Origin of the sequence: Shewanella sp. CG12_big_fil_rev_8_21_14_0_65_47_15 (genome assembly GCF_002783505.1) — a bacterium.
Lineage (GTDB): Bacteria > Pseudomonadota > Gammaproteobacteria > Enterobacterales > Shewanellaceae > Shewanella.
Genome location: NZ_PFGL01000017.1, coordinates 67,146 through 90,545, shown reverse-complemented (window position 1 = coordinate 90,545; position 23,400 = coordinate 67,146). Strand labels below are relative to the sequence as shown.

The following is a 23,400-nucleotide window of genomic DNA, read 5'->3' as shown; positions in this document are numbered from 1 at the left end:
CCCGGTTTTTATACCGCAAAATACTCATCTCCAATTAAAAGTTGCGGCAAATATACGTTGATTTAATTATTGAGATTAAAAATGGAACAAAAGAATTTCTTAATTATCCCAGCCATGGCCATTTTCTGTATCTTACTTAGTGGATGCGGAAATAACGATGACTCAGAAGCCTCATTACCACAATTAACTCCAGCGAAATCTGGCACATTAAATATATGTAATGAAATAGCCTCACAATATAGTTTTAAAAACACGGTAATAACTGACTCACAATTAGTTTCTGCTGGAAATGTTGCCTATAGCGCAACTGAACATTACCGTGCCCCAGAACATTGTTTAGTAACCGGCTATATGAACGAAAGGATAGGCACTGGCATTGCGGGAGAGACTCGCTATGCTATCGGCTTTGAAATGCGTTTACCCACTAACTGGAATGGACGATTCTATTATCAAGCCAACGGCGGCCTCGATGGTTCGGTAGCTAAGGCTGTAGGTCGAATCGTATTTTCCGCTGGTCCAGATTCCGCCGCCCTGAATGAAGGATTCGCGGTTATTAGTTCTGATATGGGGCATCCAGCGCCAACGCCATTTTTTGGCTTAGACCCCCAAGCAAGGCAAGACTACGGCTACAACGGAGTGGCCGAGTTAACGCCTATGGCGAAAAGTCTGATAGAAAAAGCCTATGGCAAACAACCCGATAGATCATATTTTGCCGGTTGTTCTAACGGTGGCAGACACACTATGGTCGCGGCCAGTCGTTTTGCCGATATGTACGATGGCTTTCTGGTAGGTAACCCCGGATTTAACCTACCCAAAGCTGCAGTAGCGCAAATGTATGGCGTTCAGCAATATGCAAAACTCGTTGAATTTGATAGTGCTGATATTTTAGCCACACTACAAACCGCCATTACCCCCGAAGAATTTTCCCTCGTTTCCCAAAAAGTCCTCGAGCAGTGTGATGCCCTTGACGGCGTGAGCGATGGCATGATTGCCGACACTTACTCCTGTCAGAAGTCATTTGACCTTGAACGTGATGTTCCAACCTGTTCAAGTGGCAGAGACAATACCTGCTTAACCCCAGAGCAAAAGCAGGTTCTAGGCAATATTATGGCAGGACCCCATAACAGTAAGACAGGTGAAGCCATTTATACTGACTTCCCATACGATGCGGGTATCGGTGCATCGGGTTGGTCCGAATGGGAATATTTTATGGCGCTAAATCGAGATCCCGGCGCCGTGGGTTTTATCTTTAGTTCACCACCCACGCCCTTTAATGGTGGAACTGAACAATCCAGTTTGGAATTTGTGCAATCATTTAGCATGGATGAGGACGCCCAAAGGATCTATGCCACGGATTCGATTTACTCCGAATCGGGTATCGATTTTATGACGCCTCCCCATCCAACGGATCTTTCTGTCTTAAAAAATCGCGGCGCAAAGATGATGGTATTTCACGGAACATCGGACCCCGTATTTTCAGTCAATGATACAGTGAACTGGTATCAGGAATTAGGAGATGCCAATGCTGGGCACGCCGAAAACTTCGCCCGCTTGTTCTTAATCCCAGGGATGAATCATTGCGGCAAGGGTCCTACCACAGATAAGTTTAACATGGTCCGCGCATTGGTTGACTGGGTTGAAAAAGGTGTAGAACCACAAAATATCACGGCCTCCGTGCGCCCTGAAAATACCGAATTACCCAATGATTGGTCAAAAAGCAGAACGAGGATCCTCTGCCCATATCCCCAATTCGCAAAATATAATGGTATAGGTAGTATTGAAGATGCCGCCAATTTTACCTGTGTAACACCTGAATAATAACCAAGACATCGCAGCCCTAATGCCACCCCAACAAGATTGGGGTGGCATTATTTAAAGCTAGGCTTCTTATTTATAATGTCCCCCTATAAATATGCCAATAAAATCTATGTTCATTTAAAGTAAAACATAATAAAAACTAAAGTTTAATATTCCCAATACTTATAAAGTCACTTAGTCAATAAAAGCTTACATTAGATAATTTCCCCAAAAATAATCATATTTATCGCTCAAAACTCCAGCGTTTTGTGAAGCACTGCAAAGATGTTATTAATACTCCTTTTGGTTTATTGTCATATGTCATACATTTAAAGGTATGTTGTTAATGAGGTGAAATTTAATCACTTTCGCACAACTGCATTTTACGTTTTTAAAGCAAGCAAACATATGTGGTTATACATAGATCCAGTGTCGTTGCTATAGGGGAACCTCTTTAGCAATGAGGGCCAAAGGAGTATTAAATGAGTAAAGAATCGAAAGAAATTGATCAATACACTGCTAGCGTCCTGCAAAATGGTATATCTCGAAGAACTTTCCTGACGCGAGCAGCGGTAGGCAGCGGTGGCTTAGCCTTCGCCAGTCTTGGTATGGGTGCTGCTAGTGCAGCGCCACTTCAGGTTGGCACTGAATATGGTGAGATTGGTGGCGCAACCTTAGGTTTTCTACCTAAGCCAAAACCTATTGCTGATAAAGATATTGCGACAACCCAAACCTTTGATGTTGTCGTTGTCGGTGCTGGCGCTTCGGGCGTGCCAGCGGCTCTCTCCGCCAGAGAAAGCGGCGCAAGCGTTGCTTGTTTGCAAAAGCAAGCTATTCCCGTATCCCAAGGCAATACAGGTTCAGGGATTGATCTAAAAAATAGCGACAAATCGGCAATCGAAGCGTTAGTTAGCCGTTTAATGGCGGACAATGCCCATCGTTCACACCCTGGTTTGCTAAGACAATGGGCCTACAACTCCGGTGAAGCTGTGACTTGGGTTATTGACCGCGTTAAACAGGGTGGCGGTCAGATTGTTGACCAAGGAACTCAACCGCAACATGGTATTCGCGGTATTGCAGATGAAGGTGATCGTTTAAATTTTGTGACCTCATTCTGCGGCCCTAAACCCTACACTACGGGTGATGGCATTCGCGCTTTAGCTAAGACTGCTGAAAAAGCAGGCGTAAAATTCTTCTTTAACACGCCTGCACAACAGTTAATCCAAGACGAATCAGGAAAAGTGATTGGGGTCATTGCCCAGACTCGTGATGGTAAGTACCACAAATACATGGCTAAGAAAGGTGTCATCCTGTCTTCCGGTGACTATCAAAATAACAAAGCCATGTGTGACTTCTTCATCCCCGAACTGAAAAACTTTGAACGTAAGCAAATGGACCGCACTGGTGATGGTTTTGCCATGGCCTATTGGGCGGGTGGCGTGATCGAACCCGTTGGCCACACAAAAATGCTCCATGACTTCGATGCGGGTCCTGCCTCAATGTGCGACATGCCATTCCTAGCCGTAAACCGTAAAGGTGAGCGCTTTGTGAATGAAAAGGTCGAGATGTCTCTGATGAATAACTACTTGAAAGATGAGCAGAACGCTGGTCATTACTCCCAAGTATTTGATTCAGACTATATGACGCAAGCCAAAGATTGGCCTGGCCACCTCTATTCTCCAGAAGAAATGAAAGTCTATATGCCTGAAGAGCCAGGCGAGAAAAAGGGCGTCTACCCTTCTTTGATCAATACCTATTCAGCTAACACCTTAGAAGAATTGGCAGTGAAACTGGAATGCGATCCAAAAACCTTTGTAGCTAACGTTAACCGTTACAACGAGTTATGCAAAAAAGGCAAAGATGAGGACTTCGGCAAACCGGCGAGCAAGATGGTGCCAGTACTCAAGCCTCCATTCTACGGGATCCACCGTCGCATGCGAATATCGACTCTATGTTCAGGTATTCTCGTTAACGAAAACCATCAAGTACTCGATGCCGATGGTAAAGAAATTCCGGGTTTATTCATTGTCGGCAACCTTGGAGCCGGTTTCTATGGTGGCGTTGACTATCCATTGACCGTATTCGGCTTGTCCCTAGGCCGTTGTTACACCTTCGGTTACTTAGCCGGCAAATACGTCGCCAAACTATAGCGCGCAAAGTCATCAAAAATGGAGGCTTCATATTTGGGCATCCAGTTAAATGAACAATGGAATAACACAATGAAGAACTTAACAATTATGCTTTCTCTTGTCTTGAGTATTTTCGCTGGCAGCGCGTTAGCAAAAGACACTGTTCTACTCGATCAAACCCATGCATCGAAAGGGGTAAAATGCGCCAGTTGCCATGGCTCTGGAGAACGTCAAGCTGTGCCCATGCTTAAATGTGTGCAATGCCACAACACAGAAAAGCTCGCGGCAAAAACAGCAGACGTGAAACCAACAAATCCCCATAACAACCGTCACTTCGCTACTGAGACAGATTGTGCTAAATGCCACCACGTACATAAGAAATCTGAAAACTTATGTGTAAGCTGTCATCCACGATTTGAACTAGTGACACCATAAGACGGCGCATCACAGGTAACAGGCTAAATAGTTGCTCCTATCATTTGGAATGGCTATTTAGGACAAAAAACCACCGCGAGGTGGTTTTTTATTTGGGGGGCTGATAGAAGCAATACCCATGTTTTCCTTGGTGTTTCACCAGATACATGGCGGCATCGGCGCGATCGCAACTTTCGGCGAAACTATCGTCATCGCCAAAAATATCGATACCAATGCTCAAACCTATTTCCACTTCACAGCCTTCTAGTAGAAATTTTTGTCGATACACATCGAGTAAGGACTGGGCGAGCATAGCTAAAGATTCTGTCTCGGATGATAGTAGTAAAATCACAAATTCATCACCACCTAGCCGAGCGATCTTCGCTTGCTCACCCGAGTGAGACACTAAAGTATGCGCCACATGCATCAACAAACTGTCGCCAAACTTATGGCCGTAATGATCATTTAAGGCTTTAAAACCATCCAGATCGATAAAGAGTAATGCCCCGTGGATACCCGAACGCAAGGAGTCATCGAATGCCTTGGCTATGGCTTGGCGATTCATCAAATTCGTTAAAGGATCACTGTGGGCTAAGCGGGCTAAATCCATTTCATAGCGTTTTTCTTGGGTAATATCGATATGGCTGCCCATCATTCGCAGCGGCGTGCCGTCGGCAAGACGTTCAACGATACGCCCCCGGTCGGACACCCAAGTGATGCTGCCATCTTTGTGCAGCATTCGGTGTACCACCTGATAGTAATCGGCTTTACCACTGACATGATCTTCAAAGGCTTTGATCACCCACTCTTTATCCTCTGGGTGTAATTTACTTTTCCAGCTATCGATATGCGCTGCCAGTTCTTCACGGCTGAAACCTAATAATTCGCCCCAGCGCATATTAAATATGGTCAAATTCCCACTGGGAATATGCTGTTCCCACAGACACAGGCCATTACCATCGAGGGCGGCAAACAGTTTTTCTTCGGCACGACGATTCAACGCCGTTAAATTAGCGTTTTCCCGTTTTAGCTGAGCGATTTCAGCCTGAAGCTGTTTAATCTGTTCCGCTGCGGTATCCGAAGTCACGAAAAATATTTTTCCTTAATTAGTCTCTGGTCAGCACTTCTAATAATTCAATTTCAAAGGTCAGATCCGAATTAGGTTTGATATGAGCACCCACTTGGCGCTCACCGTAGGCTAAGTGAGCAGGCACTAACAACTTACGCTTACCGCCGACTTTCATCCCCATAATGCCTTGATCCCAGCCTTTAATCACTCGGCCAGTGCCAATCACACATTGAAATGCCTGACCACGGTCATAGGAGGAATCAAATTGGGTACCATCCTGCAAAAAGCCGCGGTATTGGGTGGTGATCAAAGCGCCCTTTACGGCTGCTTTCCCTTCACCGACAACCAGATCTATTACTTCTAATTCAGTCATTTAATTAATCTCTTACCCTTCACTTAATACAAGTGACTTATCAAAGCGTCTATTCTAGCATCGGTAGGTCAACTTGTCGGCGTGTGTAGGGGATTTTGTGGCCAAGAACTAGCTCACTTGCGCCTATCCTCCTTTAAATTCCACCTATTCATCCCCATATTGAGATTATCCCTCGAGCTTAGGAGCTAGATTATGATTATCGCTTGCCCCCACTGTGACACCTTAAACCGCGTGCCCAACGAGCGGTTAACTGAGCAGCCGACCTGCGGTAAATGCAAACGCAGTATGTTTGCCGCTGCGCCCATCGAGCTTACAAGCGCCAATTTTAGTAATCACGCCCATAAGTCAGAGTTGCCCTTAGTGGTCGATTTTTGGGCAAGCTGGTGCGGCCCCTGCAAAAGCTTTGCACCTGTTTTTACCGAGGCGGCAAAAATATGGGAACCCCAATTCCGCTTCGGCAAGATTAATACCGAGGAACAACAAGCGCTGGCGGCCCAATTTAATATTCGCTCCATTCCGACTCTAATGATTTTCAAGCAAGGACAACTCCTCGCGCAGCAAGCCGGAGCTTTACCTAAATCGGCGTTCGATCAATGGCTAAAGAGTTATAGTTAGCAACTTTAAGTTGAATATAAAAATACCCAGCTAAGCTGGGTATTCAAATCAATAACAACAAGCGGCCAACACAAATATTTAACGGGTTAGTACTGACTCCAACGATAAAGCCTTAGTCGGCATAGCCCAAACACTATCCTGGGGACCGTAAAATACCCGTTGCCGAGTCAGCCTATAGCAATAGTAGAATCCCCCACTAAAGGCTAAGGCCACCAGATCGACGCCTAAAGTTGCCGCAGAATAAGGTGCCCACAAGCCTAAACTTGGCGCTAATACCGCAACTAAAGAGGTCATTGGCATCGCCAAGGTGACCAAGGCACACAAAGGTAAAATCAGCAGAGCCGCCTTGGCTGCACCACGCCAAAAGGCATAGGCCACCAACACGGTGAACACTAGATAATACAACCACAGGTAAATGTGGTTAATATTGCTAACATGCGCATATAACCATTTACCCAGCAACATACTTACCGCTAAGGCGGCAACGGATCCAAGACAAATCCCCACGGTCGCGCTCGCCATTAAACGACAGGCACGGGTTTGTTCACTCGACTGCTTTTTACGGCGCTTCTCCAGCCACAGCAAGTTACCACTGTAAAATAAAAAGGCGCCGCTCAAGCCTAAAAGAAAATACACCCAGCGACCAAGATCTCCCCCGTAACTACCAAAGTGCAGCCCAAAGAATACCGCAACCGTTCTGGCCCAAATCCCCTTGTCACTTTGGTCAATCGTGCTATTGGACACCTTAAGACTATAGGGATGCAGGTATAAGAAATCGGTTACCGGCCCGCGCATAAAACCATTAGGGTTATATAGCCCTAAACGTAGGGTCGCACGGGAATTATCCAAGTTCATAAAAGTCATTTCATTTACTTGATAATCGGGAGTGATTTCCTGCACCTTAGCTAACACCGTAGTGACTTTGGGCAGATCGGCGAGTGTATAGGGCGTTTTGTCTGGTGCGGGTTGAGCAAATAATGGTTTTTCACCATAAACCGCATGCTTAAGCCCATCGTAAAGTTGATCATGGAAGGCAAACACGATCACAGTTAGGCTTATCACCAGATGAAATGGCAGGCTGGTAATGCCCACTAAGTTATGGGCATCGAGCCAGAAACGACTCTCGCCTTTATCTTTACGCAGCGCGAAAAAGCTTTTGGTTAAGGTTGGCAGTAAAAAAATCACCCCAGAAACCAGTGCCAAGAAGTATAAAAAGGCGGCAACGCCCAGCACATAGACGCCCGCCTGATCGTGGCCGACTTCACCCGCAATACCCGCAGTGCGGTGTAATTGATCGATAAGCTCCGCTAACTCACTGGGCGTACTTAACTGTGTGAGTAACTGCCCATTTTCATCTAGGCTGGCATGCCAAAGCTGGTGACTCATACTGAGTTCCCGCTCCGAGCCCTGTTGATACCAGGTCATCGGCGATTGATGTTCATCATTCAAGTGCAAACTAAAGCCGATTTTCGCCTTATCATCCTGTGCTAGCACCTGCGAAACTAAGTCATCGAGCTTATCGGCAGAGACTCGGGGCAAAGTCACAGAGGGTGGCATTGACCAAGCCTCAATCGCCCCCTTAAACATAGTGAGCGAGCCCGCATAGAAGCCGATAAATAATAGGATTCCGGCGATGATCCCAGTCCAAATATGAATAGACTGATACACCCTTAACACATCACTGCGAACTTTCATTCCTTATCACCTAAAGGTATATAAAACTATATAAGTCAAAACGTTGAGTAGGCCTAAATAGCCGATTGCCCTTAGCCCGGTTTTAAAGAGAAAACTAAAACTTAAAATCAATAACCAGATGGGTGCAATCAGCCACATATTGAACTGCACTTTGGTATCGGCATCGATGCCGCCCGGGCCAAACCAAGCAAATAACCCCACCAGTCCAAGCGCTAAGGTAAATCCTAAAATCAACCCCGCCAGTGACTTAGTCCACCAGTCGGGTTGCAATTTGTCCTGTTCAGCTAAACGCGCCATAACTTATTTCCGACCGATAAGTGAGAGAAAAGGCACTAACCCCGAGAACAACATCAACAGGGCTAACCAGATAAAAATCGCGGCGCTAAGGGTAAATAGACTGAGCCAACCGATTAAGCTGGCAAAGGCAACACCATAGGCGAGTAGCCGCCAAGGTCGCTTAGGAAGGGAGCTTACTAATAACTTTTGCTGCTTATTGCTCAAATAAAATAACAAGCAGGCTATAAGCATCGACAACAGGAATATAAGTTGCAACACGGGATGTTATCCTCTCACCACAAAGCGTTAGCATTCGAGTCCATTTATCTATGTACTTTCTCGTCCTACATCCTTTAAATAAAGATAAGAGTATGAAAGCAATGGAAGAATTATAATTTTGGGACTCTAGCTTTGGTGAGAACAATTCGCAATAAGATTTACACTGTAAGTATGGGTTATGACACGCCATTTCAGTGGTGCAGGAGCGGATAAAATTCGGTATCGATGTCACTAACGCTATTACCCAATCCGTTAAAGGGCCGGTAGAAATCACCTCGGTACAAATTGAAAATATCGACTTCTCCAACGCCTATGAAAAGTCCGTTGAAGACAGAATGCATGCCGAAGTAGAAGTGCAGACCCAACTGCAAAACCTAGAAAAAGAGCGCGTCAGCGCGCAAATCGCCGTCACCCAAGCACAGGCACAGGCCGACTCGCAATTGGCCCGAGCTAAAGCCGAAGCCGAAAGTATTCGCATTAAAGGTGATGCCGAAGCCTCTGCGATTAAGAGTCGCGCCGAAGCGCTGGCACAGAATCAAAACCTAGTTGAATTAACCAAGGCGGAAAAATGGGACGGTAAGCTACCGACAACTATGCTGCCGACAGGCACCCTGCCCTTTATCGATGTGAAAAAAGCCAACTAAGCTTAGGGTTAAATCAACAATAAAAAAATCCCCAGCATAACTGGGGACTTTTTGTTAAGAGTCAAATCGTTATGAGCAGCAATCGCTGCGACGTAACCAGCCGCGGGGGATCTTTTCAAACACCACTTTCGCCATTAATAGCGCAAGCACAATACCCGAGGTTGCCACTAACCACTCGGGCAACATTTGGTGCTGCTCACCAATCTGTGGCATCACCTCAAAGCCAAAGGCCGCAACCAGATAATTCACCAAAGCGCCGGCAACCAGGGCCACACCGAGCACGCCCCCCAAATAACCATAGAGTGCGCGCTTACCCAGCTCCTTAGTGACCACGCCTAAGGTGGCGATATTGGTGGCGGGTCCCGCCATCATAAACACCAGCACGGCACCAGGAGACACACCCGCGAGCAGTAATCCCGCTGCAATCGGCGTCGATGCCGTCGCGCAGATATACATAGGTACAGACACCAGCACCATCACCAGCATGGCTAGCAACCCATCGCCCCACTTAGCTAAAAAGTCCGCAGGAACATAGGTTTGAACTAACGCCGCAAAGAATAAGCCCACCAACAGCCACAGCGTAGTATCGCGCACCAGATCCGTCGCCGCATACTTAAGGCCAATCCCAATCCGCGCAATCACAGACTCCGACTTTAACTCGGTCGCCATATCTTGGGTCGACGCACAGCAGCTCTCGTCTTGAGGCTTGTCGCTCGTTTGCGAATGGGTGCTGCCGCAACAGGCGCCTTTTTTCACTACCAGTATTTTTTCAGACTCGGCAGTTTGACTACCACAGCATGAACCCGCGCTTTCGCTCTTAACAGGGTTGACCTTAGCCACTGACCCCATAGTTTGAATCGATCCTATAGTTTGGCCACCAGCAGCCATCACACTTGGCGAAGCCGTCATTAAGCTCGGCGTAGCCATAGGCGTCATTTTGATTTTTGACTCAGCCGTTGGCTTTTTCGCACCATCACTGCCACAACAGGATGATTTTACCGGGGTAATCTCAGGTGCCTTTGTCGATGTGCAGCAGCTTTTCACTGTTTCTGCTTTTACCACTGTCGCTGGCGCCGAGGATTTAGAGGCACAGCATGAAGCAACAGGAGTACCGCTATCTAATGCCTTGTCCGATTGAGCTTCGGCCTTAACCGCAGGTTTGCCATCGTCATCATCACGGCCAACCAATAGGCCCGCGACAATGGCGCTTGTTACCGCCGCAATCGGACGCACTATCGCCATAAAAGGCCCAAGCAAGACATAGGAAACCGTCACTGAATCAACCCCAGTTTCTGGGGTAGAGACTAAAAAGGAGGTCGTTGCCGCCTTAGAGGCACCGGAGCGGCGCAGCCCCACAGCCGCAGGGATAACACCGCAGGAGCATAAAGGCAGTGGCGCGCCTAACAATGCCGCCTTCACCACGGTTTTAAAACCATGTCCGCCGAGCTGTTTTTGCATCCATGCCATAGGCACGAATACTTTAAGTAAGCCAGCCAGAATCAACCCTAGTAGCAACCAAGGGGCAGAATCTAAAAACAGATCGATAAAATTCTTCAGTAACATCATTAATCCCCTGATTTATCCGCTGTTGCAGCAATATGTGCATGCTCTGAATGGGAGTCCTGTCCATGGTCGTGCTCAACACGCACTCGTTCGGTACTCGACTCCAGCGCTTCTAAAATCGAGCAATGTTCGGCGCTACGCGGCCCGCCACAGCACGCATCCGACAGACTCTGCAAACTGGTTTGAAAATGCCGCAGTTCGGCAATTTTGGCCTGTACTTGGGCCAATTTAATATCGACCATGCCCTTCACATCGGCACATGCCCAGTTGGATTTATCGAGATCGATAGACAATAGCTCGCTAATTTCACTCAAGGTAAAACCTACGGCCTTCGCCCGCAGAATAAAACGTAGCCGCGCCGCATCGGCATCGGTATACACGCGATAACCTGAGTCGGTTCGACTCGAGGGCGAGAGCAGGCCGTGCTTCTCATAAAATCTGAGCGTATCGGCTTTAACCTCGCATAAATCGGCTAACTCACCAATTCGGTACATAGTGATATCCTTTGCAGCAGAGGTTGAATCCCCCAACCAAGCTGACAATTAATCTGATGGAGCGAGTATAAACCTTAGAGCCTACTCCAAGGTCAAGGGCTATTTTTAACTTTATACCGCACTCAAAAACCACTCCACTTTGTTCTGATATCAATATTGTGAAATCGCGCAGAAAAAACACCCGTAAATTCCGTTTTACGGTAGAATACGCGCGCCGTGATGAAGGGATAAAAGTTAGCTAATAACGTAAAAATAGGACCAAGGGGCTTTTGGAAAGCAGAATCTGATTAAAGTTGTTCTGTTTTCCGAAAGATCCTTGACACTAAAATAACTGGACCCTGTACCCAAATGACTGCTGCAAATAATGCCAGACCCATTCGTCGCGCGCTGTTAAGCGTTTCAGATAAAACCGGAATTCTCGAGTTCGCCAAAGCACTTCACGCCCAAGGTGTGGAGCTGTTATCCACTGGCGGCACCGCTCGCCTGTTAGCGGATAACGGCGTGCCTGTTATCGAAGTATCTGACTATACAGGACACCCCGAGATCATGGACGGTCGTGTTAAGACGCTGCACCCTAAAGTGCACGGCGGCATTTTGGCGCGCCGCGGTCTTGATGAAAGCGTTATGGTCGACAACAATATCAACCCCATCGATCTGGTTGCGGTTAACCTCTACCCCTTCGCAGAAACTGTGGCTAAAGCCGGTTGCACCTTAGAAGATGCTATCGAAAATATCGATATTGGCGGCCCCACTATGGTGCGCGCTGCGGCGAAAAACCATAAAGATGTGACTATCGTAGTGAATGCGGCCGACTATAACCGCGTGTTAGCAGAAATGGCCGCCAACAATGGCAGCACGACCCATGCGACGCGTTTCGACTTAGCGATTGCGGCCTTTGAGCACACTGCGGGTTACGATGGCATGATCGCCAACTACTTCGGCACTATGGTTCCGGCCCACAGCGCGGACGAATGTTTCGAAGACTCACCATTCCCACGCACCTTCAACACCCAATTAGTGAAGAAGCAAGATCTGCGCTATGGCGAAAACAGCCATCAAAAAGCGGCCTTCTATGTCGACACTAAGATCGATGAAGCTTCAGTCGCGACTGCGGTACAACTGCAAGGTAAGGCACTATCTTACAACAACATTGCCGATACCGATGCCGCCCTTGAGTGTGTAAAAGAATTTTTGGAACCCGCCTGCGTTATCGTAAAACACGCGAACCCCTGTGGTGTGGCGTTAGGTAAAGACTTGCTCGATGCCTATAATCGCGCCTATCAAACTGACCCAACGTCAGCCTTCGGTGGCATTATCGCCTTTAACGGTGAGTTAGATGCCGCGACGGCCAGCGCTATCGTTGAGCGTCAATTCGTTGAAGTGATTATTGCGCCAGTGGTGAGCCAAGCGGCCCGCGACGTGGTTGCCAAGAAAACTAACGTACGTCTGTTGGAGTGCGGCCAGTGGAACACTAAGACCCAAACCTTAGACTACAAACGCGTTAACGGCGGCTTGTTAGTGCAAGATCGCGACCAAGGCATGGTCGGCTTAGACGACATTAAAGTCGTGACTAAACGTCAACCGACTGCAAGCGAATTGAAAGACTTAATGTTCTGCTGGAAAGTCGCTAAGTTCGTTAAGTCTAACGCGATTGTTTATGCCAAAGACGGTATGACTATCGGTGTCGGCGCAGGCCAAATGAGCCGCGTTTACAGCGCTAAAATCGCCGGCATCAAGGCCGCCGATGAAGGTTTAGAAGTGGTGAACTCTGTGATGGCATCCGATGCCTTCTTCCCCTTCCGCGACGGTATCGATGCCGCAGCGGCGGCGGGCATTAGCTGCATCATCCAACCGGGTGGCTCAATGCGCGATGCGGAAATCATCGCAGCTGCGGACGAGCACGGCATGGCCATGGTGATGACGGGCATGCGCCACTTCCGTCACTGATCACTAGGTCCTAGATTCTAGATTCTAGATTCTAGATTCTAGGACCTTATCCATTTCGATTCATGGGAGTTTTACAATGAAAGTATTAGTTATTGGTGGTGGCGGTCGCGAACATGCCCTAGCCTGGAAAGCGGCTCAGTCGGCTCAAGTAGAAACTGTCTATGTTGCACCTGGCAATGCGGGCACAGCCCTAGAACCTAATGTTGAGAATCTGCCGATCAGCGCAACGGATATTCCTGCCCTATTAGATTTTGCTAAAACCAATCAGATCGCACTGACCATTGTCGGCCCAGAAGCGCCGCTGGTACTAGGCGTAGTCGATGCCTTCAACGCCGCAGGTCTGCCGATTTTTGGCCCAACTAAGGCGGCTGCTCAGCTTGAAGGTTCAAAGGCCTTCACCAAGGACTTCTTAGCCCGCCACAATATTCCAACTGCAGGTTATAAAAACTGCACCGAAATAAGTGACGCCAAAGCCTTTGTGCGTGAATTAACGGCCACCACTGGCTACCCTGTCGTCATCAAAGCCGACGGTCTGGCCGCAGGTAAAGGGGTGATTATCGCCCAGGACCAAGCCGAAGCCGACGCTGCAATTGATGATATGCTCGCGGGCAATAAGTTTGGCGATGCGGGTTCACGCGTGGTCATCGAAGAATTCCTAAAAGGCGAAGAAGCCAGCTTTATCGTAATGGTCGATGGTAAAAACATTCTGCCAATGGCGACTAGCCAAGATCATAAGGCCCGTGATAACGGCGACTATGGTCCGAATACCGGCGGTATGGGCGCCTACTCGCCCGCACCTGTGGTGACTCAAGCGGTACACGATTGGACTGTGGCCAACGTGATTCGCCCAACCGTGGATGGCATGGCCGCCGAAGGCAATGTCTACACAGGCTTTTTGTATGCTGGCTTGATGATTTCTCCAGACGGCAGCGCCAAAGTACTGGAGTACAACTGCCGCTTCGGCGATCCAGAAACTCAGCCAATCATGATGCGGTTAAAGTCTGACTTAGTGGAACTCTGTTTAGCCGCCACCCGTGGCGAATTGGATAAAGTGACCGCCGAATACGACGAGCGCGCAGCCGTTGGCGTGGTATTAGCCGCTGGCGGTTATCCAGATGAGTATCGCAAGGGCGATGTGATTGACGGCCTAAGCCTTGGTAATCAGGATGCCAAAGTCTTCCATGCCGGTACCGAAATGAAAGACGGCCATGTGGTTACCAATGGCGGTCGCGTATTGTGCGCCACTGCACTAGGTCACACTGTCACTGAAGCGCAAAAAGCCGCCTATAAATTGGTTGATGAAATCCACTGGGATGAGGTGTATTTCCGTACCGATATTGGCTACCGCGCGATTGCACGTGAACAGCAAGACTAATTGCTAGGCACGTTGAAAAACCGGCCAGAAGCCGGTTTTTTTGTGCCTGAATTTTGACGAACGTCAAATATAACATCATGATTTTCAATAAAATTACATAATTAATTCTATTGAAAATTGGAGCAACGAGATACAATGTCAACCAAATGTTAAACACCTAAATATCAAGGACTCCCCATGAGGATTAGACTGCTGTGCATCGCCATACTGCTTAGTGGATGTGGTGACTCAGAAGAGGCTGGCACGACCACACCACCGACTCAGCCGCCAGTCCAACCTCCCGCACCGGTGCAATACATTACCAGCAGTGTGTCAGTAAATGGCGGAGCCTTAGATCCAAGCAGTCAAAAAGTGGAGTCAGGCAAAAGCGCCGTCTTTAGCATTACTGCCGATACTGGCTTTACGCTTGAGGCCATTACAGGCTGTGGTGGCACGCTCAATGCGCTAACTTACACCACTGCGGCCATAACGGCAGATTGCACTATCACGCCGACATTTATTGCTAACGCCGAAAATGCCATTAAGCACCAAGACCACAGGCTTGCCAGTGCGGGTGAGTTAATTGATTTCAGCATCACCGAACTCGCTAATGTCGACATCAAACGTAAAGCCGAGGTAAATCAGCTCTATCAAGGTGTCGGTAGCAGCATTAGTTGGCATCCGACCCATGACTCTATTACCTTTTCGAGCTTTATGCCGGAAAACACTTTTACTGTCTTACCCTCGAATGTCGATGGCAGTGGTGCAAACGCGGTTCGCGGGCTAGTAATGGCAAGCGAGCAACAGGGGCAAAGATATGCGGCCATGGGAGGAAATCTATTTTCCGTCAACACTTCGGCGCAAACCGATACTTTATTGAAAAATCTTTTAGGCTGGCTGACCAAAGGCGCCGATAAAACCGATGGCCTCAGCATAGTGACCGCCCACATGCCGAGCAAAGCCGACAGTTGGTACTTTCCCCATAACGAAGGGATCCGCACTTGGCTGACAAACAACTACCCCGATGCCCATAGCATAAATGCGGCAAATACCTGTGACTACAGCGAGTTAAGCAACTGTATCGATACCCTAAAGCCAGATTTAATCATTATCAGTGATATAGACCGTCAGTCACAGGGGTTTGCGGGGATAAAGGCCGCCATCGCTAAGGCTAAAGCCGCGGGTATTCCCTTGCTACTCTCTAACTACTGGCGCAATGAAAGCCCACTGCTGTCGCCACTTTATCTTGAAATGGGGCTTTCTACCGCGGGCAACTATTGGTCCAAACTCAATGCCGACAATCTGAGTGTGAGCACCATTCTGGCCGAAGATAAAACCCTTGGGGATGTTAAGAAACTGCTGACAAACCTTCGAGAACAGCGCTTTGACACTCAAGTATTAAATGACTGCACAGGCAATTACTTAAGCTGCAATGCCCCAGCCTTTGTTGAGGCATTTAAAGCGGGCGCAGATTGGTATCGCAGTAATGCCGAAACCTTAGATAGCAATAGTATCGATGTTTTTAGTCACACAAATTTTCCACTGATGAAGGCTGGTTTACTGCTCGCCGATAAATACCGTAGCGAGATTGATTACCCCATAGCCTACAGCGAGTTCGCCCAGTGGCAGCAGGCACTGTTTGCCGATTGGACCGTGAGCTATGCCCGTACTCATAACTTAGCCCAAGCTGACTTAGGTGAGTATGTCACCGACAGGACCAATCTGAGCCAGGGCAGCAATGCGCACTACGCTTACCCTACAACGGTTTCAGAGCGTAAAACCATTAGTGTGCCCTATACAGGCCAATGGACGACCACGGGCTGGTACGCCCTGCCAGGGCAAACCATCAAGCTCAGTCGTTTAGATAACACCAATGCCAACGTGGAAATCAAGCTCAACTACCATAGACGTAATACCAACCGCGCCTATGAGCAAAATATTTATCGCGCGCCGCTAGAGTTAACACAGCAGCGCCTAAAGCTCGCCAAAGGACAAAGTATTGAGTTTTCAACACCCTATGGTGGGCCAATTTACCTCTATATCAGTGGCAGCGAAGGCGCGCTCAGTGTCGATGTGAATGCGCAAAATGTGGCTAAACATCCGACCATTATGGATTTCTCCAATCCTGCCGAGGTCGCGGCCTTTAACGATCGCATTCAAAATAGCGAATTACCCCATGTGGATCTGCGTACCGATGGTGCCGAGCAGCATTTGCGCCGCGACCGTTTTATGAATGCCATCGGTGGCAATGTACCCGATGTGAACGCGCTTCTTAACAGTATTGTCGATGACCATATCAACAGCGTTTACACCCTAGCGGGACTTAAGATCCAAGGTAAAAGCTTAAGCGAATCCTTACCCGACGATGTTGAGTCAGCCTGCAGAGGGCTGTTTGGCGATGACTGCATCGATAATAATCTGCATACCCGCACTATTATTCAACACGCCAATTACGATCAAAATGCCCACTGCGGCGCCGGTTGCAGTGGTAACCCTTGGGATGCGGCATGGAATATCTCGCCAACGGGTTGGGGCGATAACCATGAGTTAGGCCACAATCTGCAAACTAACCGCCTCAATGTGCAATATGCCACCGCGGCTAATAGCGACAATTGGACAGGTTATGGCAGCCGCGCAGGGGAAAACTCCAATAACATCTTCCCCTATGTAGTGAAGTGGAAAACCCATTATCTGCGCGACGGCAACACGAGCAGCATCACCGATGGTCATATGGACCATAAGGATCTCTTCTATGTGTTTATGTCCGATGCGGCGGGCACCACGGATACCAGTGGCAAGCGCGTGGTCTTTGGCGCCAACTGCAAAGTGCTAGATGTTGGTGAAGACAGATACACAGCGCCCTGGGCCAGCAATGCCTATGCCGTGCATAACGGTTATCGCATGGCGTTTTACATCCAAATGGCGCTAAAAGCCCACGGCATAACGCTCAGTGACGGTACAATTTTAAGTAATGGCTTCAATATCTTCACCCTGCTGTACCAGCACAGCCGCATCTTCGGTAAATACGCCAATAACGCCAGCGACTGGGAAGCCAACCGCAGCAAACTGGGCTTTGACTTGTTCCCCTTCGATAGCCACAGCGTCTACGGTGGTAAAACGGTTAGAGACATTCCAGGCAACGACTTTATGTTGGTTTCCCTAAGCAAATTGACAGGTAAAGATTGGCGCAGCCATTTCGATATGCTGGGGCTGCGCTACTCCAGCCTTGCGGCCGCGCAAACGGCCAGCAATGCAACGGCGGGGACTATGCCCATGGGCATGTATGAGCTCGAAACCGATTTGCCGCCTGCGAATATGAGCCAAGGTTTAACCTTTATCCCGCTGTCACTGAGCGATGACAGTACGCTTTGGAAAGGTACAAGCTCCCCTAGCCAATGTGCTAAACCTTAATACTCTAGACTTTAAGGCACTGAAACTTAAGTGCAATAAACAATAAATCAGGGGTTTTCTATGGGTTATTCAATTAAAGACATTATTTATCGAGGCGAAAAGTCCGGCGTACACAACTGGCAAACACCCTCGGGACAGGATTTTTACTGGCATCCCGACTGACTACATATTGCAGAGGTTCTCACTGGCCACAAAGCGACGATTAATATTCTCACTGAGGGAGCTAAAGCGACCCAAAACGAAGCCGAGCAAACCATAGTTAAACACCTCAATAACCACTAATGTCCAGAGGCAATCGCCCTGCGGGCAATTTTATCGATTAAGCCTGGGGCGATCAGTTTGAGCCAGCGCCCAAGGCGACCGCGCAGAGACGTAATCAACTGCCGCCCACGGGTCGCAATCACAGGTAACATCATATTAGCGCACTGCTCGGCGGTGAGGATTTTCGACTCCTGCATCGGAGATTTTCCGAGGGGCTTACCCTCACCGTCGAGGGCGCGCTTATGAATTTGTGAAACGACGAAGTCGGGGCAAATCACTGTCACGGCCACATTATCATCCGCAAGCTCAATCCGCAGCGAATCAAAGAAACCAATCACAGCATGCTTAGAAGCGGCATAGCCACTGCGCGTCGGCACGCCCGTTAATCCAGCGACTGACGCCACTACCACCACCTGACCTTTGCTAGCCTTTAAATAGGGCAAGGCGGCATGAGTCAGATATGCAGGGCCTAAATAGTTGACTCGCATTATATCTTCAAGCACAGACAACTGGGTTAACTCATCGAAACGTGACCACATGGTCATGCCTGCGTTATTGACTAAGATATCGAGACGGCCATAGTGGGCAATAGTCGCTTGGATCAGTGCCTCACACTGCTCAGGACTCGTCACATCGGCGGCAAATACAAAGGGCGTGGGGCCATAATTGGCAATTTCGAGGGCGAGTGAAGCAAGGCGGGTTTCATTGCGCGCACTGAGCACCAGTTGGCACCCAATACGTGCCATTGCCGTCGCGAGCGCTCGGCCAATGCCTTCTGAGGCACCCGTGATAACCACGACTTTACCAGTGAGTCCATCCATAACCATTCCCTTGTTATTAGTGTGTCAATTATGCTTTAAAGTAAACTGTCATAATCATACCAAAAGCGCAATCCCTTATGCACTTTGTGGGATTTCTATATCATATTGTTCACGATAGTTAGCGAGTGGTTGCGGCCTGCCGATGGCGTAACCCTGCGCATAGTTGATACCTATACTTTGCAAGCAATCGATAATATCTTGATTTTCAACAAATTCAGCAACAGTTTCGATTCCCATTACACGGCAAACATCCTGAATCGATTTGACTATGGCATAGTCCTTGGCATTCACGGCGAGATTTTTAACGAAGCAACCGTCAATTTTCACATAGTCCACGGGCAATTCTCGCAGATAGCCATAGGAAGCAAAGCCACTGCCAAAATCATCCAATGCGAATGAAAAACCTAATTTACGCAACTGTTTGAGCATTTCCATGCCACGATGGCGATTCTGAATCGCGGTGGTTTCGGTAATTTCAAAGCAAATACATTGACTTGGAATATCAAAGATACCTTGCTGCTGAGCGATGTACTCCACCATACCTTCGGCACCTAAACTATTGCCCGAAAGGTTGATCGAAATACAATGATCAGGCCAAAGATCGGGGTGCAGGGACAACCATAAAAAAGCTTTGCGGATCACTTCTTTATCGATTTCAGGCATCAGCTTAAAGCGCTCTGCGGCGGCAATAAACTGTGCCGGAGCGAGAATACGGCCACAGGGCTCCTGGATACGCAGTAAAATCTCCATCCGTTGACGCTTAGGCCCAGCGCCTAGGCCACGGATAGGCTGGTAGTAGAGGATCAGTTCATTGTCCTCAATCGCCTGTGCAATCCTCACCGCCCACTTGGGTGCATTCCTTTGATAGGTGAGTTCTTTATCCTTATCATCGTAAAAATGGATTTGATTAGATCCCTTGGCCTTAGCGGCAATACAGGCAATATCGGCATCCTTCAAGAGTTCTTGGGCATCAATAAAAGGCGCGCGCCCAAAGGCGACACCTATGCTTAAACCCACTTTATAGTGACAATTTTTGTCAGTTAACACTTGCAGAGCCACCTGGGCGCTCACCTGCTTTAGAAGCTGCGCCACAGATAAGGCCGTACGATTACACATCACCAGCCCAAACTCATCGCCACCAAGACGCGCCAACAACTCCCCTGGCCCAAGACAAGCTTGCATCGCCTTTGCCACCATAGCCAACATACGATCCCCCGCAGCATGACCGCAACTATCGTTGATCAGCTTAAACTGCTCTAAATCGAGGTAACAGACGGCGATGCTCTTTGCATTATGAGCAAAACGGGGGAGCCGCTCCTCAAAGGCTTGCCGATTGAGCAACTGAGTTACGCTATCGATATTTGCCCTTCTCTGCAGTTGACGCTTAAGCAACTCTTCCTGGGTAATATCACGCAGTACCACCACAGTACCGACTATGTCTTTATTATGACTGCGCACATTGCTGATACTGCGCTCCATGATCCGCGGTGAGGCGGTTAATAACTTAATTTTTTCAGTCTGGGGAGTCGAATCGCCGAGGCGAATACAATTGAATACCGCTTGATTGAGCGGCTCACTGGCCTTTAGGAGACTCCCAAGACTCAGATTGAGGGCGTCAGCACTCAGCACACCCAGCAACGACTCGGCCTTTGCATTCATATAAAGCACTTTAGCATCGACATCGGTCAAAATGACGGCTTCGGCAATGGATTCTAAGGTAATTTTAGCCCGTTCTTTTTGCTGAAAAATTCTTGCCAACAGGCTATTAACACGGCTCGCGAGCACTTCTAACTCTTGATTCCCCTCCGCCATTACGGGTCGATACACACTGGCCATAGGATCGACCAATGCCAATTGCTGCATAAGGTGCTTAAAGGGTTTTAGTAGGCCCCTGCGAAGCCAAATATAACCGAGGGCAACAATAAACACCCCCAGCAGAATAAAGCTGAGGGATACCCAGTCGAGCCTAAACTTTACCGCTTGGAACAGACCGTCGGAGAAAAAGACCTGCAGATAGATAGGCTCGTTCTTTAAAAGACCTGGAATTTCAATGATATCGCTATGAGTACCTTCAGAGTGTGCTGCGGCTATGGCCGAGTGGCTCATAGTCACCTTAGTTACCAAGGAGGCCTGTGCATATTCTAAGAGATCATTCTGTGTCAGTTGGCGTATTAGCAACACATATTCCTTGGGTGCAGAGGCGACTGCCGTCACCACAAAGGCTTGATTGCCAATCAAATAAGCTCCTGCAACACTCGGTTTACCTATGGCTGTCACGGCGTTTGCAATTTCCTGCAGTTTATCGCTAGCAAAAGGCCGCTCATTAGGGAAAAATGCGCGTAACTCAGCGTCAGCGAGAATATACCAACTGAGATTGGCCGACATTGAGCTGGAGTGCCATGAGGATTCTAAGGTGTTAAGTTGCGACCCATCGAGCTGGGATAGCGGCAAAGCGTAGATATTAGTTAAAAAGGCTAAACGGTCGACATCAATTTGGAATTGCTGTTGGATATTCGCCAGCTCACGGTTAGCACTGTCTTGGCGCAATAATTCGACACGATGGTCATACCAACAACCAAGGCAATAGGAAACAATAACAACCGCAGGAAGACAAAAGCCCGCAATAAATACCAATATTTTCTTGCCAATGTGCATCTCTTACCACGGCTTTTTATGACTAAATTGACTGATGGCTTCGCATCATCTTTCCCTTCGCCATGCAACATAGCTTATTTACGAATAGTATTAAACATCACTTAGCTTTAGTCGTTGCTAAAGTAGACATTTTCATACAATTAAATCAATTCAAGACCTTTGATTTAAAAATAAAATTTATAAATTAACCGATTGTGAATTTTACATTTTTTCAAGATAATTCATACATAATCAGTATGTGAATATAGGGTATGTAAGTCGTTATTTAAAAGTAAGATGCATTAAGCTTGCAGACTATAGAAACCACCGCATATGATGATCCATAAAGATACCTTCACGAGAAGTTCCCAACGCTATCAATTCAAATATCAGACATAAAACAGGCCCGTAAGCGGGCCTGTTTCGCAAACCCAAGATTACTTATGGTATTGCTTCGATTGCGCATGAACCGCCTTAATAAAGGCACCCGCATGCTCTGGGTCAACGTGCTGGTGAATACCATGACCTAAGTTAAAGACATGGCCCGAACCTTCACCGTAGCCCGCCAGAATGTGACCGACTTCCTCTTCAATACGAGGAATTGGCGCATACAACATTGACGGATCCATATTGCCTTGCAGCGCTACTTTATGGCCAACACGGCGACGGGCATCGGCAATATCCACAGTCCAGTCTAAACCTAAGGCGTCACAGCCGGTTTCTGCCATCGCTTCTAACCACAAACCGCCGCCCTTAGTGAATAAGGTCACAGGCACTTGACGGCCATCGGCAAAACGAGTCAGGCCATCGATAATCTTCTGCATATAACGCAATGAAAACTCGCGGTAAGCCGAGTGCGACAAAGCGCCGCCCCAAGAGTCGAAAATCATTAAAGATTGCGCACCGTTAGCCACCTGTGCGTTCAAATATAACGTCACAGAATCGGCTAACTTATCGAGTAGCATATGCAGCGCGGCGGGCTCGGCATAGGCCATTTTTTTGATTTTTTCGAAGGTTTTGCTCGAACCGCCTTCAACCATATAAGTGGCCAGCGTCCAAGGTGAACCCGAGAAACCGATCAACGGCACAGCGCCGTTCAGTTCGCGGCGAATAGTGCTCACGGCCTTCATTACATAACCCAGCTCATCTTCCGGATCTGGGATTGATAGCTTTTTAATCGCATCGATAGTGTCTGTTGGGCGCTCAAAACGTGGGCCTTCGCCCGCCTCAAAATACAGACCTAAACCCATAGCATCGGGCACAGTTAAAATATCGGAAAACAAAATGGCCGCATCCAGCTCATAACGACGCAGGGGTTGCAGGGTCACTTCACAGGCCAGCTCATGGTTTTTACATAAAGACATGAAATCGCCCGCTTGGGCGCGAGTCGCTTTATATTCAGGGAGATAACGGCCAGCTTGACGCATCATCCAAACGGGGGTCATATCGACAGGTTGTTTCAGTAGGGCGCGTAAATAACGATCATTCTTTAATTCTGCCATTTGGCTTGATTCCTAGACTTATTGAGATCCGCTGGGTCGGTAGTTTAGCATTTACGCGAATAATGTAACCAATATGAGCTAATTAATGTGAGCTAATACCCATCATTGGTGTCCAATTAACC

Annotated in this window: 17 protein-coding genes and 2 pseudogenes; 9 read left to right on the top strand and 10 right to left on the bottom strand. The window is 48.0% G+C overall.

All coding sequences use genetic code 11. The features are described from left to right. Window positions 1–81: 81 nt before the first annotated feature. The 3 genes from COW15_RS04545 (at window position 82) to COW15_RS04535 (ending at window position 4,361) form a co-directional block, all read left to right on the top strand. Window positions 82–1,818 (top strand): tannase/feruloyl esterase family alpha/beta hydrolase, encoded by a 1,737-nt coding sequence (locus tag COW15_RS04545; RefSeq protein ID WP_293630420.1) that lies wholly within the window; start codon window positions 82–84, stop codon window positions 1,816–1,818. Window positions 1,819–2,279: 461 nt separating this feature from the next. Then, window positions 2,280–3,947: an FAD-binding protein gene (locus COW15_RS04540; RefSeq protein ID WP_293630419.1), complete on the top strand. Its 1,668-nt coding sequence runs from the start codon at window positions 2,280–2,282 to the stop codon at window positions 3,945–3,947. 69 nt (window positions 3,948–4,016) lie between these two features. Further along, window positions 4,017–4,361 (top strand): cytochrome c3 family protein, encoded by a 345-nt coding sequence (locus COW15_RS04535; RefSeq protein ID WP_293630418.1) that lies wholly within the window; start codon window positions 4,017–4,019, stop codon window positions 4,359–4,361. Between the two features lie 88 nt (window positions 4,362–4,449). Here COW15_RS04535 and COW15_RS04530 read toward each other — a convergent pair whose 3' ends face one another. Continuing rightward, entirely contained in the window at window positions 4,450–5,427 is a 978-nt protein-coding gene (locus COW15_RS04530; RefSeq protein ID WP_293630417.1) for a sensor domain-containing diguanylate cyclase, read from the bottom strand. Between the two features lie 19 nt (window positions 5,428–5,446). Beyond that, the gene (locus COW15_RS04525) at window positions 5,447–5,782 is read right to left on the bottom strand and encodes an FKBP-type peptidyl-prolyl cis-trans isomerase (protein ID WP_198781225.1); all 336 of its coding nucleotides are present in this window, start codon (window positions 5,780–5,782) and stop codon (window positions 5,447–5,449) included. A gap of 192 nt (window positions 5,783–5,974) precedes the next feature. Here COW15_RS04525 and trxC point away from each other — a divergent pair, with 192 nt between their 5' ends. Beyond that, window positions 5,975–6,397 carry a thioredoxin TrxC gene (trxC, locus tag COW15_RS04520; RefSeq protein ID WP_293630416.1) on the top strand — a complete coding sequence of 141 codons (423 nt, stop codon included), beginning with the start codon at window positions 5,975–5,977 and terminating at the stop codon, window positions 6,395–6,397. Between the two features lie 78 nt (window positions 6,398–6,475). Here the strand turns inward: trxC and COW15_RS04515 are convergent, their stop codons facing one another. The 3 genes from COW15_RS04515 to COW15_RS04505 are packed head-to-tail and all read right to left on the bottom strand — an operon-like array spanning window position 6,476 to window position 8,647. Next, on the bottom strand, window positions 6,476–8,092 hold the full coding sequence (locus tag COW15_RS04515) for a PepSY-associated TM helix domain-containing protein (RefSeq protein ID WP_293630415.1): 1,617 nt from the start codon (window positions 8,090–8,092) through the stop codon (window positions 6,476–6,478). A gap of 6 nt (window positions 8,093–8,098) precedes the next feature. Next, window positions 8,099–8,389 (bottom strand): hypothetical protein, encoded by a 291-nt coding sequence (locus COW15_RS04510; RefSeq protein ID WP_293630414.1) that lies wholly within the window; start codon window positions 8,387–8,389, stop codon window positions 8,099–8,101. Between the two features lie 3 nt (window positions 8,390–8,392). After that, on the bottom strand, window positions 8,393–8,647 hold the full coding sequence (locus COW15_RS04505) for a hypothetical protein (RefSeq protein ID WP_293630413.1): 255 nt from the start codon (window positions 8,645–8,647) through the stop codon (window positions 8,393–8,395). 185 nt (window positions 8,648–8,832) lie between these two features. On the opposite strand from COW15_RS04505, the pseudogene COW15_RS04500 reads away from it, so the two are divergent. After that, window positions 8,833–9,291 (top strand): annotated as a pseudogene (locus tag COW15_RS04500) (SPFH domain-containing protein); the annotation flags it as partial. Between the two features lie 69 nt (window positions 9,292–9,360). Here the strand turns inward: COW15_RS04500 and COW15_RS04495 are convergent. Continuing rightward, a complete protein-coding gene (locus COW15_RS04495; RefSeq protein WP_293630412.1) occupies window positions 9,361–10,854 on the bottom strand; it encodes a permease in 1,494 nt (497 codons plus the stop codon). A gap of 2 nt (window positions 10,855–10,856) precedes the next feature. Continuing rightward, window positions 10,857–11,348, bottom strand: a complete 492-nt coding sequence (gene zntR / locus COW15_RS04490) for a Zn(2+)-responsive transcriptional regulator (protein ID WP_293630411.1) — start codon at window positions 11,346–11,348, stop codon at window positions 10,857–10,859. A gap of 348 nt (window positions 11,349–11,696) precedes the next feature. Between zntR and purH the strand changes: the two genes are divergently transcribed. The 4 genes and pseudogenes from purH to COW15_RS04470 all read left to right on the top strand — a co-directional run bounded on the left by purH (window position 11,697) and on the right by COW15_RS04470 (window position 18,342). After that, the gene (gene purH, locus COW15_RS04485) at window positions 11,697–13,295 is read left to right on the top strand and encodes a bifunctional phosphoribosylaminoimidazolecarboxamide formyltransferase/IMP cyclohydrolase (RefSeq protein ID WP_293630410.1); all 1,599 of its coding nucleotides are present in this window, start codon (window positions 11,697–11,699) and stop codon (window positions 13,293–13,295) included. Window positions 13,296–13,371: 76 nt separating this feature from the next. Next, window positions 13,372–14,670, top strand: coding sequence for a phosphoribosylamine--glycine ligase (purD, locus tag COW15_RS04480; protein WP_293630409.1), 1,299 nt, complete (start codon window positions 13,372–13,374; stop codon window positions 14,668–14,670). Window positions 14,671–14,847: 177 nt separating this feature from the next. Further along, the gene (locus COW15_RS04475; protein ID WP_293630408.1) at window positions 14,848–18,060 is read left to right on the top strand and encodes an ImpA family metalloprotease; all 3,213 of its coding nucleotides are present in this window, start codon (window positions 14,848–14,850) and stop codon (window positions 18,058–18,060) included. 60 nt (window positions 18,061–18,120) lie between these two features. After that, a pseudogene (locus tag COW15_RS04470) lies at window positions 18,121–18,342 on the top strand (hypothetical protein). On the opposite strand, the gene COW15_RS04465 reads toward COW15_RS04470, so the two are convergent. The 3 genes from COW15_RS04465 to hemE all read right to left on the bottom strand — a co-directional run bounded on the left by COW15_RS04465 (window position 18,339) and on the right by hemE (window position 23,278). Continuing rightward, entirely contained in the window at window positions 18,339–19,142 is an 804-nt protein-coding gene (locus tag COW15_RS04465) for an SDR family oxidoreductase (RefSeq protein WP_293630407.1), read from the bottom strand. The pseudogene COW15_RS04470 and the gene COW15_RS04465 overlap by 4 nt on opposite strands. A gap of 75 nt (window positions 19,143–19,217) precedes the next feature. Then, window positions 19,218–21,797 (bottom strand): EAL domain-containing protein, encoded by a 2,580-nt coding sequence (locus COW15_RS04460; protein ID WP_293630406.1) that lies wholly within the window; start codon window positions 21,795–21,797, stop codon window positions 19,218–19,220. A 416-nt stretch (window positions 21,798–22,213) separates the two neighbouring features. Further along, complete coding sequence (hemE, locus tag COW15_RS04455; protein WP_293630405.1) at window positions 22,214–23,278, bottom strand: uroporphyrinogen decarboxylase; 1,065 nt, start codon at window positions 23,276–23,278, stop codon at window positions 22,214–22,216. Window positions 23,279–23,400: the final 122 nt, after the last annotated feature.

What these genes read in the sequence shown, in the direction of transcription:
- COW15_RS04545 (WP_293630420.1), top strand. Translation starts at nt 82, where the DNA reads ATGGAACAAAAGAATTTCTTAATTATCCCAGCCATGGCCATTTTCTGT.
- COW15_RS04540 (WP_293630419.1), top strand. Translation starts at nt 2,280, where the DNA reads ATGAGTAAAGAATCGAAAGAAATTGATCAATACACTGCTAGCGTCCTG.
- COW15_RS04535 (WP_293630418.1), top strand. Translation starts at nt 4,017, where the DNA reads ATGAAGAACTTAACAATTATGCTTTCTCTTGTCTTGAGTATTTTCGCT.
- COW15_RS04525 (WP_198781225.1), bottom strand. Translation starts at nt 5,782, where the DNA reads ATGACTGAATTAGAAGTAATAGATCTGGTTGTCGGTGAAGGGAAAGCA.
- trxC (WP_293630416.1), top strand. Translation starts at nt 5,975, where the DNA reads ATGATTATCGCTTGCCCCCACTGTGACACCTTAAACCGCGTGCCCAAC.
- COW15_RS04515 (WP_293630415.1), bottom strand. Translation starts at nt 8,092, where the DNA reads ATGAAAGTTCGCAGTGATGTGTTAAGGGTGTATCAGTCTATTCATATT.
- COW15_RS04510 (WP_293630414.1), bottom strand. Translation starts at nt 8,389, where the DNA reads ATGGCGCGTTTAGCTGAACAGGACAAATTGCAACCCGACTGGTGGACT.
- COW15_RS04495 (WP_293630412.1), bottom strand. Translation starts at nt 10,854, where the DNA reads ATGTTACTGAAGAATTTTATCGATCTGTTTTTAGATTCTGCCCCTTGG.
- zntR (WP_293630411.1), bottom strand. Translation starts at nt 11,348, where the DNA reads ATGTACCGAATTGGTGAGTTAGCCGATTTATGCGAGGTTAAAGCCGAT.
- purH (WP_293630410.1), top strand. Translation starts at nt 11,697, where the DNA reads ATGACTGCTGCAAATAATGCCAGACCCATTCGTCGCGCGCTGTTAAGC.
- purD (WP_293630409.1), top strand. Translation starts at nt 13,372, where the DNA reads ATGAAAGTATTAGTTATTGGTGGTGGCGGTCGCGAACATGCCCTAGCC.
- COW15_RS04475 (WP_293630408.1), top strand. Translation starts at nt 14,848, where the DNA reads ATGAGGATTAGACTGCTGTGCATCGCCATACTGCTTAGTGGATGTGGT.
- COW15_RS04465 (WP_293630407.1), bottom strand. Translation starts at nt 19,142, where the DNA reads ATGGATGGACTCACTGGTAAAGTCGTGGTTATCACGGGTGCCTCAGAA.
- COW15_RS04460 (WP_293630406.1), bottom strand. Translation starts at nt 21,797, where the DNA reads ATGCACATTGGCAAGAAAATATTGGTATTTATTGCGGGCTTTTGTCTT.
- hemE (WP_293630405.1), bottom strand. Translation starts at nt 23,278, where the DNA reads ATGGCAGAATTAAAGAATGATCGTTATTTACGCGCCCTACTGAAACAA.